The organism is Nocardiopsis sp. FIRDI 009 (assembly GCF_003386285.1).
GTDB lineage: Bacteria > Actinomycetota > Actinomycetes > Streptosporangiales > Streptosporangiaceae > Nocardiopsis.
Genome location: NZ_QPNC01000016.1, coordinates 142,523 through 157,557 on the forward strand (window position 1 = coordinate 142,523; position 15,035 = coordinate 157,557).

The following is a 15,035-nucleotide window of genomic DNA, read 5'->3' on the forward strand; positions in this document are numbered from 1 at the left end:
ATGGCCGACCGTGCCCCCGTGCAGCCGTACCGGAGCCCTGTCAGTCCCGTTCGTCGTCGCGGCCCGCCCCCGGACCGCCCTGCCCGGGACCGGTGTCCCGGGCGCTGTCGTCCTCCGGCCGCTCGGCCGTGTTGAAGATCGTCACACGCGTGCGGCGCACCAGCTCGCCGCGTGCGCCACCGCTGTCGGAGGGGGCGGGACGGCCGCGCCGGGCCACCGCCCGCCGCGCCGCCTCCAGCTCGTTGGCCAGGTGGAACACCTGTTCCCGCAGCTGCTCCACCTCGTGCTCCAACTCCAGGATCCGCTTGATCCCGGCGAGGTTGATGCCCTCCTCCTGCGACAGGCGCTGGACCTGGCGCAGCATCTGCACGTCACGCATGGAGTAGCGACGCCCCCGGCCGGAGGTCCGTCCCGGCGACACGATGCCCAGCCGGTCGTACTGCCGCAGGGTCTGCGGATGCATCCCGGCCAGCTCCGCGGCCACCGAGATCACGTAGACCGGAGCGTCAGCGCCGAAGGAGTCGTTCACGTGGATCACGCACCCTTCGCCCGCGCCTCGAGTCCCTCGCGCGGGTCATGGTCGGTCGTCGCGGCCCGGAACTTCTCCAGCGCCTCGCGCGCCTCGCCGCTGACGTTCGTCGGGACGGTGACCTCGATGGTCACGAGCAGGTCGCCGGTGGTGCCGTCCTTGCGCTTGGCGCCCTTGCCGCGGACCCGCAGCGTGCGCCCGTTCGGGGTGCCCGGCGGGACCTTCACGGTCACCGGGAAGCCGTTGAGCGTCGGGACGCGCACGTCCGCGCCGAGTACGGCCTCGGGGAAGGTCACCGGCACGGTGATGGTGATGTTGTCGCCGCTCCTGCCGAACACCGCGTGCTCCTTCACGTGGACGACGACGTACAGGTCGCCCGGCGGGCCGCCGTGCTCGCCCGGTGCGCCCTTGCCCTTGATCCGGATCCGCTGGCCGTCGGTCACGCCGCCGGGGATCCTGGTCTGGATGGTACGGGTGCTCCTGCCGCGCCCGCTGCCGTGGCACTCGGTGCAGGGGTCGTCCACGACCAGGCCCCGCCCCCGGCACTCGGCGCACGGCTCGGACAGCGAGAAGCCGCCGAGGTTGGTGTTCTCGTGCCCGGTGCCGGAGCACCTCGGGCACATCCGCGGGGCGGAGCCCGCCCTGGCCCCGGTGCCGCGGCAGGTGGGGCAGGGGGCGTCGCTGGACAGGCGGAAGGAGCGGGTGACGCCCTCCGCCGCCTCGCGGAAGCTCAGTGTGGTCTCGGTCTCGATGTCGGAGCCGCGCCTGCTGCGGGTGGTCCCGCCACCGCGGCCCCGGCCGCCGAACAGGCCGCCGAACAGGTCGCTCAGCCGTTCGCCGCCGGACGCTCCGCCACCGGCGGGCCCCTGACCGAACAGGTCGCCCATGTCGAACCCGCCGGGACCGGCGCCGCCGCCGGGCCGGTAGGCCCCGCCGAACAGCGAACGCGCCTCGTCGTACTCCTTGCGCCGCTTGTCGTCCGACAGGACGTTGTAGGCCTCGGAGATCTCCTTGAACCGCTCCTCGGCCTTGGGGTCGTGGGTGTTCGCGTCGGGGTGGCTCTCCCGGGCGAGCTTGCGGTAGGACTGCTTGATCTCGTCCTTCGAGGCGGTCTTTGAGACTCCGAGGACCTTGTAGTAGTCCTTCTCCAGGTAGTCCTTGGTGCTCATCGACTGGTGCCTTCTCCCGCTGGTGCCGGTTGCGTCCGATGCTTACACGTGCCCCGGTTCCGCGCGGAACCGGGGCCGGGGCGCGGTCCCCGGGCACGTGCCTGAGCAGCGCCCGCGGAACCCGCCCCGGTCCCTCCGGTCGTACCCGCCTTCGAGGCGGCGGGCACGACCGGAGCTGACCGACGGGCGAACCCGTTACTTGCCGTCCGTCTCCTCGCCCCCGTCGGAGGAGGTGTCGGCCTCGCCGTCGGCGGAACCGGTGTCCTCGCCGGACCCGGCGGCGGCCTCGGCCCCCTCGACGGGGTCGCCGACGACCACGCGGGCCGGGCGGAGGATCCTCTCACCGATGCGGTACCCCGGTTGGAACACCTCGATCACCGTCTGGACGGAGACGTCGGGCGCCGGGACCAGGGTGAGCGCCTCGTGCAGGTTCGGGTCGAACTCGTCGCCCGCCTCGGCGTACCGCTCCAGGCCCAGCTTGGTCGCCACCGCCTCCAGGGACTCGCCGACCGCCTTGAACCCCCCGGTGAGCTCGTCGTGCTCACGGGCGCGGCCGATGTCGTCCAGGATCGGCAGGAGTTCGCTGACGACCTGGGCGGTGGCGACCTCGCGGACGGCCACGCGGTCGCGCTCGACCCGCTTGCGGTAGTTGGCGTACTCCGCCTGGATCCGCTTGATGTCGTTGGTGAGCTCGACGACCCGTTCGTCCGCGTTGATCGCCTCGGTCACCACGGACTCCGGGGTGTCCGGGACCTCGACGGCCTCCTCGGCTCCGGCGGCCTCATCGGCCTCCGCCTCGGCGGCCCGCGGTTCGCGGACCTCGCCCGTCTCCGGGTCGATCCGGCGGTTGTCGCGGATCACCGGTCCCTGGTGCTCCTCGCCCTCGCCGGAGCCGTTGGTCTTGTCCGACTGCGCCATCTGGGACGCGCCCTCCTTCCTCGACTCGTCACTCGGCCCCGGCGTCAGGACTGGGTGCCCTTGCCGTTGTCCTCGTCGACGATCTCGGCGTCCACGACGTCGGCGTCGTCGGCGGAGTCCGAGGAGGTCTGCTCGGCGCCGGCGGCGGCGCCCTCCTGGCCCTGGCTGTAGATGGCGGAGCCGATCTTCTGGCTGGCCAGCGCGACCTTCTCGCTCGCGGTACGGATCGCCTCGACGTCCGTGCCCTCCAGAGCGGTCTTCAGCTCGGCGACGGCCGACTCGGTCTCGGAGCGCACGTCCGCCGGGATCTTGTCCTCGTTGTCCTTGATGACCTTCTCGGTCTGGTAGACGAGGGACTCGGCGTTGTTGCGGACCTCGGCCTCCTCGCGGCGCTTGCGGTCCTCCTCCGCGTACTGCTCGGCCTCGCGGACCATCTTGTCGATGTCTTCCTTGGACATCGCCGAACCGCCGGAGATGGTGACCGACTGCTCCTTGCCGGTGCCCAGGTCCTTGGCGGTGACGCTGACGATGCCGTTGGCGTCGATGTCGAAGGTGACCTCGATCTGCGGGACGCCGCGCGGCGCCGGGGGCAGACCGGTCAGGTCGAAGACGCCCAGCTTCTTGTTGTACTGGGCGATGTCGCGCTCACCCTGGTAGACCTGGATCTGCACGGACGGCTGGTTGTCGTCGGCCGTGGTGAAGATCTCCGAGCGCTTGGTCGGGATGGTCGTGTTGCGCTCGATGAGCTTGGTGAACACGCCGCCCTTGGTCTCGATGCCCAGCGACAGCGGGGTGACGTCCAGCAGCAGGACGTCCTTGACCTCGCCCTTGAGCACACCGGCCTGGAGCGCGGCGCCGACCGCCACGACCTCGTCCGGGTTGACGCCCTTGTTGGGCTCCTTGCCGCCGGTCATCTCCTTGACCAGGTCCGCGATGGCGGGCATACGGGTGGAGCCGCCGACCAGGACCACGTGGTCGATGCTGCTGAGCTGGATCCCGGCGTCCTTCATGACCTGCTGGAACGGCGTCTTGGTCCGCTCGACCAGGTCGGCGGTCAGGCGCTGGAACTCGGCGCGGGTGAGCTTCTCGTCCAGGTGCAGCGGGCCCTCCGCCGAGGCGGTGATGTAGGGCAGGTTGATGACCGTCTCGCTGGAGCTGGACAGCTCGATCTTGGCCTTCTCCGCGGACTCGCGCAGACGCTGGAGGGCCATCTTGTCCTTGGACAGGTCCACGCCGTTGGCGTTCTTGAACCGCTCGACCAGCCAGTCGACGATCGCCTGGTCCCAGTCGTCACCACCGAGGTGGTTGTCGCCGTTGGTCGCCTTGACCTCCACGACGCCGTCGCCGACCTCCAGGAGGGAGACGTCGAAGGTGCCGCCACCGAGGTCGTAGACGAGGATCGTCGCCTCGTCCTCCTTCTCCAGGTGGTAGGCGAGGGCGGCCGAGGTCGGCTCGTTGATGATGCGCAGGACGTTCAGGCCCGCGATCGTGCCGGCCTCCTTGGTGGCCTGGCGCTGGGCGTCGCTGAAGTAGGCGGGCACGGTGATGACCGCGTCGGTGACGTCCTCGCCGAGGTAGGCCTCGGCGTCGCGCTTGAGCTTCTGGAGGATGAAGGCGCTGATCTGCTGCGGGTTGAAGGTCTTGTCGTCGATCTTCACCGTCCAGTCGGTGCCGATGTGGCGCTTGACCGAGCGGATGGTGCGGTCGACGTTGGTGACCGCCTGGCGCTTGGCCACCTCACCGACGAGGACCTCACCGTTCTTGGCGAAGGCGACGACGGAGGGGGTGGTGCGGGAGCCCTCGGCGTTGGCGATGACCGTGGGTTCGCCGCCCTCCAGGACAGCGACGCACGAGTTCGTCGTACCGAGGTCGATTCCGACCGCACGAGCCATGGTTGCTACCTCCGTCAAGATTGAGTCGTTCAGACGTAAGTTTGCTTCGTCTAACGATTGCTGTCAAATCAGTTGAGTCAACCAGACTCAAGTTAGTTCCTACGCAGAGACAACGGCCGGCCCAGGCGTGGTGTTCCCGTTGCGGGTGGTTTCAGGGGGGAAATGGCGCAAACCCGGGTCAACTCGGGGAGAACCTTGACTCGCGGGCCAGGGGGATCCCGGGGGCGCGGGCGGTGGGGAGGGCCGCGCCGGGGGTGTCCGCCGGGCGAGGGAAGAGGTGCGCCGGGGATGTCCGCCGGGCGGCGGGGCGCGGTGGCGCGGGGACAGACCGGTGGTATTACGGGTGCCCCGCCGCGCCCACGGGTGTCCGATGTCAGCTACACATAATGTGTGGATTGTGGATCATGTGGCCGGTGTCATGACCGGCGCACTTCCGTGACTCCTCGGTGTCGTCACCCGCGGGCGACGACGCGCCGGGGCGGATCCCGTAGTCCGGCCCCGAACCCGGGGTGGTGGCGCGGGCGCCGCCGGCGGGCCCTCGTGGCGGGGGCGGGCCGGTGGCGGCCGGGCTATTACTCGCTAGTAACATATATCTCGACCGCCGGTGTGTGGCGCACCGGACGACACAGCAGGATGGGAGGCCACGGGCGATGCTGTACCTGACACTGGGCATCATCACCTCGGTCTTCGCCGTGGTCGCGTTCACCGTGTTCGCTCTGGCCATCCGCCAGATCGTGCGAACCGTGGGCATCGGCCGTCCGGTGGAGCCGGAGCGCAAGGGGCCGTTCGGACAGCGGCTCACGATGACGCTGATCGAGATCGTCGGACACACGAGGATGCTCAAGCGGCCGTGGGTCGGTGTGGCCCACTGGTTCGTGATGGTGTCCTTCCCGCTGTTGGTCTTCACCGTCATCGAGGCCCAGGGCGAGGTCTTCGACCCGCACTTCCACCTGCCGATCATCCACGACTGGACGATCTACGGTCTGGCCATCGAGATCATCGCGGGAGCCAGCCTCGTCGGCATCCTCGGCCTGACCGCCTACCGCCTGATCAACAGCCCGAAGCGGATCGGCCGCCGGTCCCGCTTCATGCACTCCAAGCACTGGACGGCGTACTACGTCGAGGCCTACATCATCGGCCTGCTGCTGGCGATCTTCGCGATCCGCGGCTTCAAGGTCGCCTCGGGGGAGTTCCCGTTCCCCGTCTGGGCCACCCCGATCTCCCACGCGGTCGGCGCCGTCCTGCCCGGTGACGCCGCGGTCGCCGAGCCCGCCATCGCCCTCGTGGCCGCGTTCAAGCTGATCATCAGCTACGCGTTCTTCGTCGTGCTGGCGGTCAACCTCACCATGGGTGTGGGCTGGCACCGCTTCCTCGCCCCGGTCAACATCTACTTCAAGCGCAAGGCCGACGGCTCCCCGTCGCACGGCGCCGCCAAGCAGATGATGGACAAGAGCGGCACCAAGCCCCTCGACTTCGAGGAGGCCGACCCCGACGAGGACCCCTTCGGCGCGGGCAAGATCGAGGACTTCACCTGGAAGGGCCTGCTCGACTTCACCAGCTGCACCGAGTGCGGTCGCTGCCAGTCCCAGTGCCCCGCCTGGAACACCGGCAAGCCGCTGTCGCCGAAGAAGGTCATCCTCGACCTCCAGCAGCACGCCTACGAGAAGGCCCCGTACCTGCTCCAGGGCATCACCGCCGAGACCCTCGCCGAGAAGCCCGACGAGAGCCACGCGGGCGTCGACGTCCTCGCCCTCCTCAACAAGCCGCTCGTCGGCACCGAGGAGGAGGGTGGCGTCATCCACCCGGACGAGCTGTGGTCCTGCACCAACTGCGGCGCCTGCGTCGAGCAGTGCCCGGTCGACATCGAGCACATCGACCACATCCTCGACATGCGCCGCTACCAGGTCATGGTCGAGTCGAACTTCCCGTCCGAGGCCAACACCCTCCTGAAGAACCTGGAGAACAAGGCCAACCCCTGGGGCATGGCCGAGGACCGGAGGATGGACTGGATCGCCGAGCTCGCCGAGCAGGAGAACCCGGTCGAGGTCGAGGTCGTCGACGACAAGCTGTCGCCGGACACCGAGTACCTGTTCTGGGTCGGCTGCGCGGGCGCCCTGGAGGACCGCGCGAAGAAGACCACCAAGGCCATCGCCGAGCTGCTGGACATCGCGGGCGTCAAGTTCGCCGTCCTCGGCGGCATGGAGGCGTGCACCGGTGACCCCGCGCGCCGCCTGGGCATGGAGTACGTCTTCCAGATGCTCGCCCAGCAGAACGTGGAGACGCTGAACGAGGCGGGCGTGACCAAGATCGTGGCCAGCTGCCCGCACTGCTTCAACACGCTCGCCAACGAGTACCCGCAGCTCGGCGGCGCGTACGAGGTCGTCCACCACAGCCAGCTCCTGGCCAAGCTCGTGGACGAGGGGAAGCTGACCCCGGTGCAGAACGTGGACGAGAACATCACGTACCACGACCCCTGCTTCCTGGGGCGCCACAACAAGGTGTACACGCCGCCGCGCGACATCATGGCCAAGGTCCCGGGCGTGAAGACCCAGGAGATGCACCGCCACAAGGAGCGGGGCTTCTGCTGCGGCGCCGGCGGCGCCCGCATGTGGATGGAGGAGCGGATCGGCAAGCGCATCAACACCGAGCGGGTGGACGAGGCGCTGACCACCAACCCCGACACCGTCTCCACCGCGTGCCCGTTCTGCCAGGTCATGCTCGGTGACGCGATCAACGAGAAGAAGTCGCAGGGCGAGGCCAAGGAGTCGCTGGAGGTCGTGGACGTCTCCCAGCTCCTGCTGCGCTCGATCCGGGGCGAGAGCCCGGCCGGGGGCGAGAAGGAGACCGCGGAGGCCTGACCGCTCCACGGACCCCGCGCGGGGCCGGTCCCGACCTCCGGGTCGGGACCGGCCCCGCCGTCGTCCGCGGGACGGGCGGCATGACATTTGTCAGCGACCGCGCCGGGTGGTTCCGCACGGGGAGCCGGTGACAACGGTGTCTGTTCCGTGTGACGCGGTTCCGCGAGCATGGTGGACATGACGACGACAGCGCACTCCGCAGCCACCGACGCCCCCGGGCGGACCACCGCAGACGGCCCCGCCGTGGTCGTCGACGACCTCCGGCAGCACTACGGCGACTTCGAGGCGGTCCGGGGCGTCTCCTTCGAGATCCGCCCGGGCGAGCTGTTCGCCCTCCTGGGCACCAACGGCGCCGGGAAGACCACGACCATCGAGACGCTGGAGGGCTTCCACCGACCGACGTCCGGGACCGTCCGGGTCTTCGGCGAGGACCCCTACGGCCAGCCCGCCGCGATCCGCGAGCGCACCAACGCCGTCCTCCAGGGGAGCGGCCTGCTGGAGGACCTGACCGTCCGCGAGACCGTCGACCTCGCCCGCGACCTGGCCGCCCGGCCGCGCGGCACCGAGGAGGTCCTGGACACGGTGGGCCTGACCGACAAGCGCGGGATCGCGGTCCGTCAGCTGTCCGGCGGGCAGAAGCGCCGTCTGGACCTGGCGCTGGCCCTGGTGACCACCCCCGAGGTGCTCTACCTCGACGAGCCGACGACGGGCATGGACCCCGAGGCGCGGATCGACACCTGGCGGATCGTCTCCGAACTGAAGCGGGACGGTGTGGCGATCCTGCTCACCACGCACTACCTGGAGGAGGCCGAGCGTCTCGCCGACCGCCTGGCGATCATGCACCGCGGCCGGGTGCGCGTCGAGGGCACCCTGACGAGCGTGCTGGAGGGCTGGGGCGACCGGGTGGCGTTCGCCGTGCCGGAGGACGTGCGCACCGCCGACCTGCCCGGACTGGAGGGTGCCGACCTGAGCGTGGAGACCCGCGACCAGACGCTGTGGGCCACCTACACGGTCCGGGACGGCGACGTGGCGGAGCGGGCCCACCGCGCGGTCGCGGCCCTGCTGTCCTGGGCGGGGGAGCGCGGGACCACCCTGCGCCACCTCCAGGTCCGCGGCGCCTCCCTGGAGGACGTCTTCCTCAGCGTCGCCGACGGCGCCGCCGACCTGGTCTGACCCCGTCACCACCCCCTTCCGTCCCACCGCGCCCGGCACCGTCCCGGCGCGTCCCGTCCGAGGAGTCACAGTGAGCCCCACCACCGCGACCACCACGTCGGCGCCGACCACCCGCCCCTCGCCCAGCCGGTTCCGGCGGACCCTGCGGCTGACCCGCACCGAGTTCACCCTCTTCGTGCGGTACAAGACGGCGTGGTGGATCCTGTCGATGCCGTTGCTGATGCTGTTCCTCACCTTCCAGATCCCCTCGTACGAGCTCATGGACGGCGTCAGCTCGGTCGACATGGCGTTGGCCGGGGTGATGGGCACCATCGGCGTGTTCGTCGGCGTCGGTCACGCCTCCAACGTCTTCACGGCGCGTCGCGAGTCCCTCGTCCTCAAGCGGCTGCGGGTCAGCGGGGTGCCCCCACTGGTGATCTTCGGTGCGACGACCGCGATCATCGTGTTCTTCTCCCTGCTCGCCGCGGTCGCGATGGTGGCTCTGATCGCGCTGATGACCGGCCAGACCCCGCGGGACCCGCTCATGCTGGCGGTGGCCGTGACGTTGAACGCGGCCGTGATGACCATGGTCGGCCTGCTCATCACGCCGTACGTGCGCAACTCCGAGAGCGCCCAGATGGTGTCGGTCCTGCCGATGATGGGCCTGTTCTTCCTGGGCGGCGTCTACGTCCCGCTGGACTTCCTCCCGGACGGCGCGCAGCGCGTGGTCGAGCTGCTGCCGGTGGCCCCGACCGCCCAGCTCGCCCAGGCCGCCTACAGCGGCTACGACGTGTTCGACGGGTTCGCGGGCGCCGAGTCCGCTAGCTACCTCGGGCTGTGGGCGGCGGCGCTGCCCTCGGTGGCCGTGATGCTGGTGTGGATCACCGCGCTGGCCCTGCTCGTCGGGCGCGTGTTCCGCTGGGACCCCCGCCAGCCGTGACGGCGGGCCGCGAGGCGCGGCGGAGGTCCCCCTCCGTCGCGCCCTCCCGTGTCCGTGGGGGGATCCCCGCGTGCCGGGGAGCGGGCGCGGGCCCGATACTCGTAGGGGCTCCGGGAGTGCCGGGCCGCCGGGGACGGGAGGAGGCCGGGTGGACCGGGACGTGACGGGGGTCGACGGCGTCGACGGGCGCTACGCGTTCAGACTGCGCGTCGCGCGGATCGTCATCATGGCGAGCATGATGTTCGGCGCCGCCATGACGCTGGTCTGGCCGGTCGTCGCCCTCGTGGTGTCCACCGGCATGGCGGGCGAGCCGCTCTGGGCGGCGGTGCTGTCCGTGGTCACCGCCGTCGCCGCCACCGCCACGCTCTGCGTCATGATCCGCGACAGGGTGGACACCCGGCGGACGGCGGACCCCCGGATCCTGTGGACCTCCCTCGCGCTGGCGGTGCTGACGTACGCCCTCACGGCCACCCCGGTGTTCGCCCTCCTCTCTCTCGCCACCTGGTGGGGGATGGCCGTCTTCGCCGTACAGCGCCGGCGTGTGGTCTGGGTGTCCGCGGTGCTGCTGGTCCTGCCCTGGCTGCGGCTCCTCCCGCCGGGCGCCGACATCCACCCGGCGCTGTTCGCGGTGCTCTGGCTCGTGGCGGTCGGGCAGGCCCTCGTGGCGACGGGCGCCTGCCTCGCCTCCCTGTGGCTGTGGGACGTCACCAACGAGGCGGTGGCCGGTCAGCGGGCGCGGGCCCGGTTGGCGGTGACCGAGGAGCGGTTGCGGTTCTCGCGGGACATGCACGACCTGTTGGGGCACAGCCTCTCCGCGCTCGCGGTCAAGTCCGAGCTGGCCGGGCGCCTGTTGGAGCCCGCCCCCGAACGGGCGGCCGCGGAGATGGCGCAGGTGCACGCGCTGGCGCGGACGTCGCTGGCGCAGGTGCGGTCGGCGGTCAGCGGGTACCGGGAGGTGGACCTGGCCGAGGAGGTGGAGTCGGTGACCGCGGTCCTGCGCGCCAACCGGACCGAGGTCGCGGTCACCGGCCTGGACGGGCCGTCCCTGCCCCCGCGCACGGGGACGCTGGCCGCGTGGGTGGTGCGTGAGGGGGCGACCAACGTGCTCCGGCACAGCGACGCCACCCGGTGCGAGATCTCCTTCAGCCGGACGCGGGAGCCCGGTGCGGGGACGGAGTCGCTGGTGGTGGAGGTGGCCAACGACCGGGCCCGCGGCGGACCCGGTCGGGACACGGCCTTCGGCAACGGTCTGTCGGGGCTGTCGGAGCGCGTCGTGGCGGGCGGGGGCGTCCTGTCGGCGTCGCGAACCGGGGACGGCGGCTTCCTGCTGCGGGCGGTCCTGCCCCTGGACCGGCGGGCGCGGGCGGAGGAGGGCGCGGTGTCCGCGGGGAGGCGGGACCGGTGAGCGGCGGCGTCGGCGCGGACGCGCACGGTGACGCGGTGAGGGAGGTGGACGGCGGTCCGGCGGCGGACGCGGGCGGGGACCGCAGGATCCGGATCGCCCGGCGCGCGCTCGTGGCGTCCATGACGCTCCTCGACCTGATGTTCGTCGGCTTCCCGCTCCTGGACGTGACGTCGGTGGCGGCGAGAGGCGGTCTCGTGTGGCCCTCCGTCGCCGCCGTGCCCCTCGGGATCGGCTGCGGGGTCCTGCTCCACCTCCTCTTCACGGGCAGGATGGCCGGTCGGCGCGACCCCGCGCCCTGGCCGTACTGGGGATCACTGGCCCTGCTCGTCCTGTGCTGCGCGGGGCTCCAGGACCCCTTCAACGGCATGACGCTGGTCGCGGCGTGGTGGTGCGTCGGGGCGTTCTCCGCCTCCCGGCGGCGGACGGTGTGGGTCAGCGCGCTGCTCCTGGCCCTGCCCTGGCTGCTCGTCCCGACCACACAGGCGGACGTCCGTCTCGTCCCGTTCCTCGGGGTGTGGCTCTTCGCCGTCGTGTACGCGCTGGTCCTGGGCGCCGGGATGCTGACCTGCCTCTGGCTCTGGGAGATCGTGAACGACGCGGTGGCCGGTCAGCGGGCGCGGGCCCGGTTGGCGGTGACCGAGGAGCGGTTGCGGTTCTCGCGGGACATGCACGATCTGCTGGGGCACAGCCTCTCCGCGCTCGCGGTCAAGTCCGAGCTGGCGGCCCGGCTGGCCGAACGGGACCCCGAGCGGGCGGCCGTGGAGATCGCCGAGGTGCGGTCGCTGGCGCGGACGTCGCTGGCGCAGGTGCGGTCGGCGGTCAGCGGGTACCGGGAGGTGGACCTGGCCGAGGAGGTGGGGGCGGTCGGCGCGGTCCTGCGCGCCAACCGGACCGAGGTCGCGGTCACCGGCCTGGACGGACTGGAGGCGTCCCCGGGGGCGGCGGCGCTGGCCGCGTGGGTGGTGCGCGAGGGGGCGACCAACGTGCTCCGGCACAGCGACGCCACCCGGTGCGAGATCTCCTTCACCCGGACGCGGGATCCCGGTGCGGGGGCGGAGTCGCTGGCGGTGGAGGTGGCCAACAACCGGGCGCGGTCGGGAGGGGACCGGGAGGCGACGTCCTCGGGCAACGGTCTGTCGGGGCTGTCGGAGCGCGTCGCGGCGGGCGGGGGCGTCCTGTCGGCGTCGCGGACGGAGGACGGCGGCTTCCTGCTGCGGGCGGTCCTGCCGCTGTAGCCCCCGCCCCGGACGCCCATCCGGTCGGCGTCGCCCCGGACGCTCGCCCCGGCTCGGCGGGACCGGACGCCGGGCCGACGTCCTCGGCCCCGTCCTCGCCTACGGACCGGCCCACATGACCGACCGGCGACGCACGGCGGCGCTGACCGCGGTCGAGAGGTCGGTCGTGCCCAACGCGGCGGACCCGCGGGCCAGCGTCCGCTGGTCGGGCAGCGGTCTCGGTTCCGGCAGGCGTGGCTGCTCGGCGCCCGGCGGCGGTCCGGCGGGCTCGTTCCCGGCGGCGGACCGGCCCCCGGTGTCGCGGACCACCCCGAGGACGCGGTCGATCTCGGCGGGGCTGAGCGGCCCGTCCGCGTCGGCCACTGCGATGAGCACCTCGGCGTACAGGTCGATCTCGTCCAGTGCGACGCGGTCGTGGAGGTGGCGCGCGTCGCGCGGGCGGGCGCCGGAGTCGTGGTCCACGTGTGCTCACCTCCCGAAGGGCTGCGGTGCCGCGGGGTGGGTGACGGGACACTCGGTCCGGTCCGGCGTGATGCGGGCGCGACGGACCCGGACCACGGGGCGTGGGACCCCCCAGGCTACGCCGAGTGCGGTCGGTCGCGCATGACCCGTGCGGACCAGTGCCCGGCTCACCCGGTCTAGCCAGGAGGAGAACGCCACCCGCCCATCGGTCCTACCAACCGGTGGTCACCCCCGGAGCCGGGCCGGGAGGTCACCCTCGCCAGGTGACCTCCCGGTGCTGGACGGCGTAGCCCGCGTACGCGGTCGGGGTGTGCTCCAGGACGGCGCGGTCGTCGTCGTTCAGTTCCCGGACCACGCGCCCCGGAACCCCCGCCCAGAGCGTGTCCGGCGGCACCGTCTTGCCGGGGGGCACCAGCGAACCCGCGGCGACGAGCGCCCCCTTCCCCACACGGGCCCCGCCGAGGACGATCGCGCCGATCCCGATGAGGGCCCCCTCCTCGACGACCGCGCCGTGCACCATCGCCTTGTGGCCCAGACTGACGTCGTCGTGCAGGATCGCGGGCTGTCCGGGGTCGGAGTGCATCCCGCACTGGTCCTGGATGTTCACCCTCCGGCCGACCACGATGTCCTCGGTGTCGGCGCGCAGGACCGATCCGTACCAGACACTGCTCTGGGCCCCGAGCCGGACACGGCCGACGACGACCGCGCCGGGCGCGATCCACGCGCTGGGGTCGATCTCCGGTTCCCCGAACGGAGCCCCGCCGATCATCGGCCGGGCCGAGGCGCCGCTCGGGCGGCCGTGGGTCGTGTCGTCCATCTCGGGTCCTCCATACGTTTTTCGCTGTGCGTGCTTCCGATACCGGCCCGAAAGCGTCGCGCCGGGGGAATCGGTCGGGGGCGCGGCGGAACGGAGTTGACCGCCCAGCCCCGCACGGGGATGATCGCGCATACCTTAGAGAGGAACGTGACCAGGGTCCATACGGTGATGTACCCGTCAGGGATATTGACGGGGCGGTGTCATCCGGGTCTACCGTGGTCGCTTGGACGGTGTCCATGACGTGACGCTCCGCGTGTGGCCGGTGCCCCCATCCGGTCGACGCGGCGAGGCGGGACCACCCGCGGGCGCGACCCGGTTCACGGGTCCGACGGGTGCTCCGCCAACAACTGGGTACGGGGCAACTCCCACCTTCCGCGACGCGCAGTCGGACGGTGTTAAGGACATGAAAGGCACTTGAGCGAGATGTTGCCGGGCGGCGGACTGCAACAGGACAGGTTTCCGACGGTGCGCAAGGGCGGCTACGACAAGGCGCACGTCGACGACTACTTCGTACGGATGGACAACCAGTTCAAGGACCTCCGCGAGCGTTTGCAGCGGCAGGACGACGAGCTGGAGCAGTACAAGCGCGACCTCGCGATCGAACGTGAGAAGAACCAGGTCAAGCCTGAGCACGAGCAGATCAGCGAGCGCATGGCCGAGATCCTGAGGATCACCGAGGAGGAGGCCGCGGAGCGGCGCGCCAAGGTCGACGCCGAGGTCAAGGAGGCGCGCAAGAAGGCCGAGGAGGAGATCGCCAAGCAGCGCAAGGACGCCGAGCAGCACGCCGAGCGGATCGTCGCCTCCGCGCGCGAGGAGGCCAACGAGATGGTCTCCAGCGCGAAGAAGGAGTCCGACCAGCTGCGTGAGCAGGCCAAGGCCGAGGGCGAGCGCCGTCTGAACGAGGCCGAGGCGCGGGCCAAGAAGATCCACGACACCGCCGACCGCAGGCTCGCGACCCTGACGGCCACGCACGCCGAGGCGCTGCGCCGCCTCAAGGACATGCACTCCACGCTGGCCGACCTGGTGGCGGCCGAGGACGAGGCGGGTGCGCTGGAGTCGGGCCTGACCCGCGAGGAGGCCACTCCCGCCCCCGACGCGTCGGGGCCGCAGCGGGCCGCCAAGCCCGCCGCGGACAGGGCGAAGGGGGCTCCGGCCGAGGACGCCTCCGCCAAGGCCGCTCCGGGCAAGGACACCGCGGCCGAGGAGACCCCGAAGGACGCGCCGGCCAAGTCCGCCAAGCCGGCGGAGGCGCCCAAGGCCGCCGACGCGTCCGCGCCGACCGCCGCCAAGCCCGCCCCGGGCGCGAAGCCGCGGGAGACGGAGGAGCCGACCGTGAAGCTGCCTCCCGTCCAGCCGGAGGCGGACGAGGCGACCGTGCGCATCACCCCGGTGACCCAGCAGGGGCAGGCGCCGCGTTCGGGCGGCGGCACGCCTCCGGGGGCGCCGCAGGCCGCGGCGCCGCCCACGGGGGCTCCCGTCCCCGGCGTCCCCGCTCCCGGCGTCGGCGGGCCGAGCGGGCCCCAGCGGCCGGTGACCCCTCCCGGCGGCGCCGACACCGACATCACCGGTGTCCACGGTCGTCCGCGGGCCGCCCAGCCGCGGCCTCCGGCCCCGGGCGAGGAGGGTGTGCGGATCATCCGCAACCAGTAGCGGCCCAC

The 15,035-nt window shown here is 71.8% G+C and carries 12 protein-coding genes; 6 read left to right on the forward strand and 6 right to left on the reverse strand.

What is annotated here, in order from left to right; translation table 11 throughout:
* Positions 1–40: 40 nt before the first annotated feature.
* From DVR05_RS14465 to dnaK, 4 genes are all read right to left on the reverse strand, one after another.
* Entirely contained in the window at positions 41–538 is a 498-nt protein-coding gene (locus tag DVR05_RS14465; protein ID WP_116246399.1) for a heat shock protein transcriptional repressor HspR, read from the reverse strand.
* On the reverse strand, positions 535–1,698 hold the full coding sequence (gene dnaJ / locus DVR05_RS14470) for a molecular chaperone DnaJ (protein WP_116246400.1): 1,164 nt from the start codon (positions 1,696–1,698) through the stop codon (positions 535–537). The genes DVR05_RS14465 and dnaJ overlap by 4 nt, the downstream gene beginning before the upstream one ends.
* Positions 1,699–1,893: 195 nt before the next feature.
* Entirely contained in the window at positions 1,894–2,616 is a 723-nt protein-coding gene (grpE, locus tag DVR05_RS14475; RefSeq protein WP_116246401.1) for a nucleotide exchange factor GrpE, read from the reverse strand.
* A 44-nt stretch (positions 2,617–2,660) separates the two neighbouring features.
* Positions 2,661–4,508 (reverse strand): molecular chaperone DnaK, encoded by a 1,848-nt coding sequence (gene dnaK, locus DVR05_RS14480; RefSeq protein ID WP_116246402.1) that lies wholly within the window; start codon positions 4,506–4,508, stop codon positions 2,661–2,663.
* A 650-nt stretch (positions 4,509–5,158) separates the two neighbouring features.
* Here dnaK and DVR05_RS14485 point away from each other — a divergent pair.
* From DVR05_RS14485 to DVR05_RS14505, 5 genes are all read left to right on the forward strand, one after another.
* Entirely contained in the window at positions 5,159–7,366 is a 2,208-nt protein-coding gene (locus DVR05_RS14485; protein ID WP_198659188.1) for a (Fe-S)-binding protein, read from the forward strand.
* Positions 7,367–7,543: 177 nt separating this feature from the next.
* A complete protein-coding gene (locus DVR05_RS14490; RefSeq protein ID WP_116246450.1) occupies positions 7,544–8,539 on the forward strand; it encodes an ABC transporter ATP-binding protein in 996 nt (331 codons plus the stop codon).
* A gap of 70 nt (positions 8,540–8,609) precedes the next feature.
* Positions 8,610–9,458 (forward strand): ABC transporter permease, encoded by an 849-nt coding sequence (locus tag DVR05_RS14495; protein WP_116246403.1) that lies wholly within the window; start codon positions 8,610–8,612, stop codon positions 9,456–9,458.
* 148 nt (positions 9,459–9,606) lie between these two features.
* Positions 9,607–10,863, forward strand: a complete 1,257-nt coding sequence (locus DVR05_RS14500; protein ID WP_304598593.1) for a sensor histidine kinase — start codon at positions 9,607–9,609, stop codon at positions 10,861–10,863.
* Complete coding sequence (locus DVR05_RS14505; RefSeq protein ID WP_232832143.1) at positions 10,860–12,098, forward strand: sensor histidine kinase; 1,239 nt, start codon at positions 10,860–10,862, stop codon at positions 12,096–12,098. Before DVR05_RS14500 ends, DVR05_RS14505 begins: the two co-directional genes overlap by 4 nt.
* A 99-nt stretch (positions 12,099–12,197) precedes the next feature.
* Here the strand turns inward: DVR05_RS14505 and DVR05_RS14510 are convergent, their stop codons facing one another.
* Together DVR05_RS14510 and DVR05_RS14515 are read right to left on the reverse strand one after the other, a co-directional pair.
* Positions 12,198–12,560 carry a hypothetical protein gene (locus DVR05_RS14510; RefSeq protein ID WP_116246404.1) on the reverse strand — a complete coding sequence of 121 codons (363 nt, stop codon included), beginning with the start codon at positions 12,558–12,560 and terminating at the stop codon, positions 12,198–12,200.
* A gap of 250 nt (positions 12,561–12,810) precedes the next feature.
* Entirely contained in the window at positions 12,811–13,377 is a 567-nt protein-coding gene (locus DVR05_RS14515) for a gamma carbonic anhydrase family protein (RefSeq protein ID WP_116246405.1), read from the reverse strand.
* Between the two features lie 423 nt (positions 13,378–13,800).
* On the opposite strand from DVR05_RS14515, the gene DVR05_RS14520 reads away from it, so the two are divergent.
* Positions 13,801–15,027: an ATP synthase F0 subunit B gene (locus tag DVR05_RS14520; RefSeq protein ID WP_116246453.1), complete on the forward strand. Its 1,227-nt coding sequence runs from the start codon at positions 13,801–13,803 to the stop codon at positions 15,025–15,027.
* Positions 15,028–15,035: the final 8 nt, after the last annotated feature.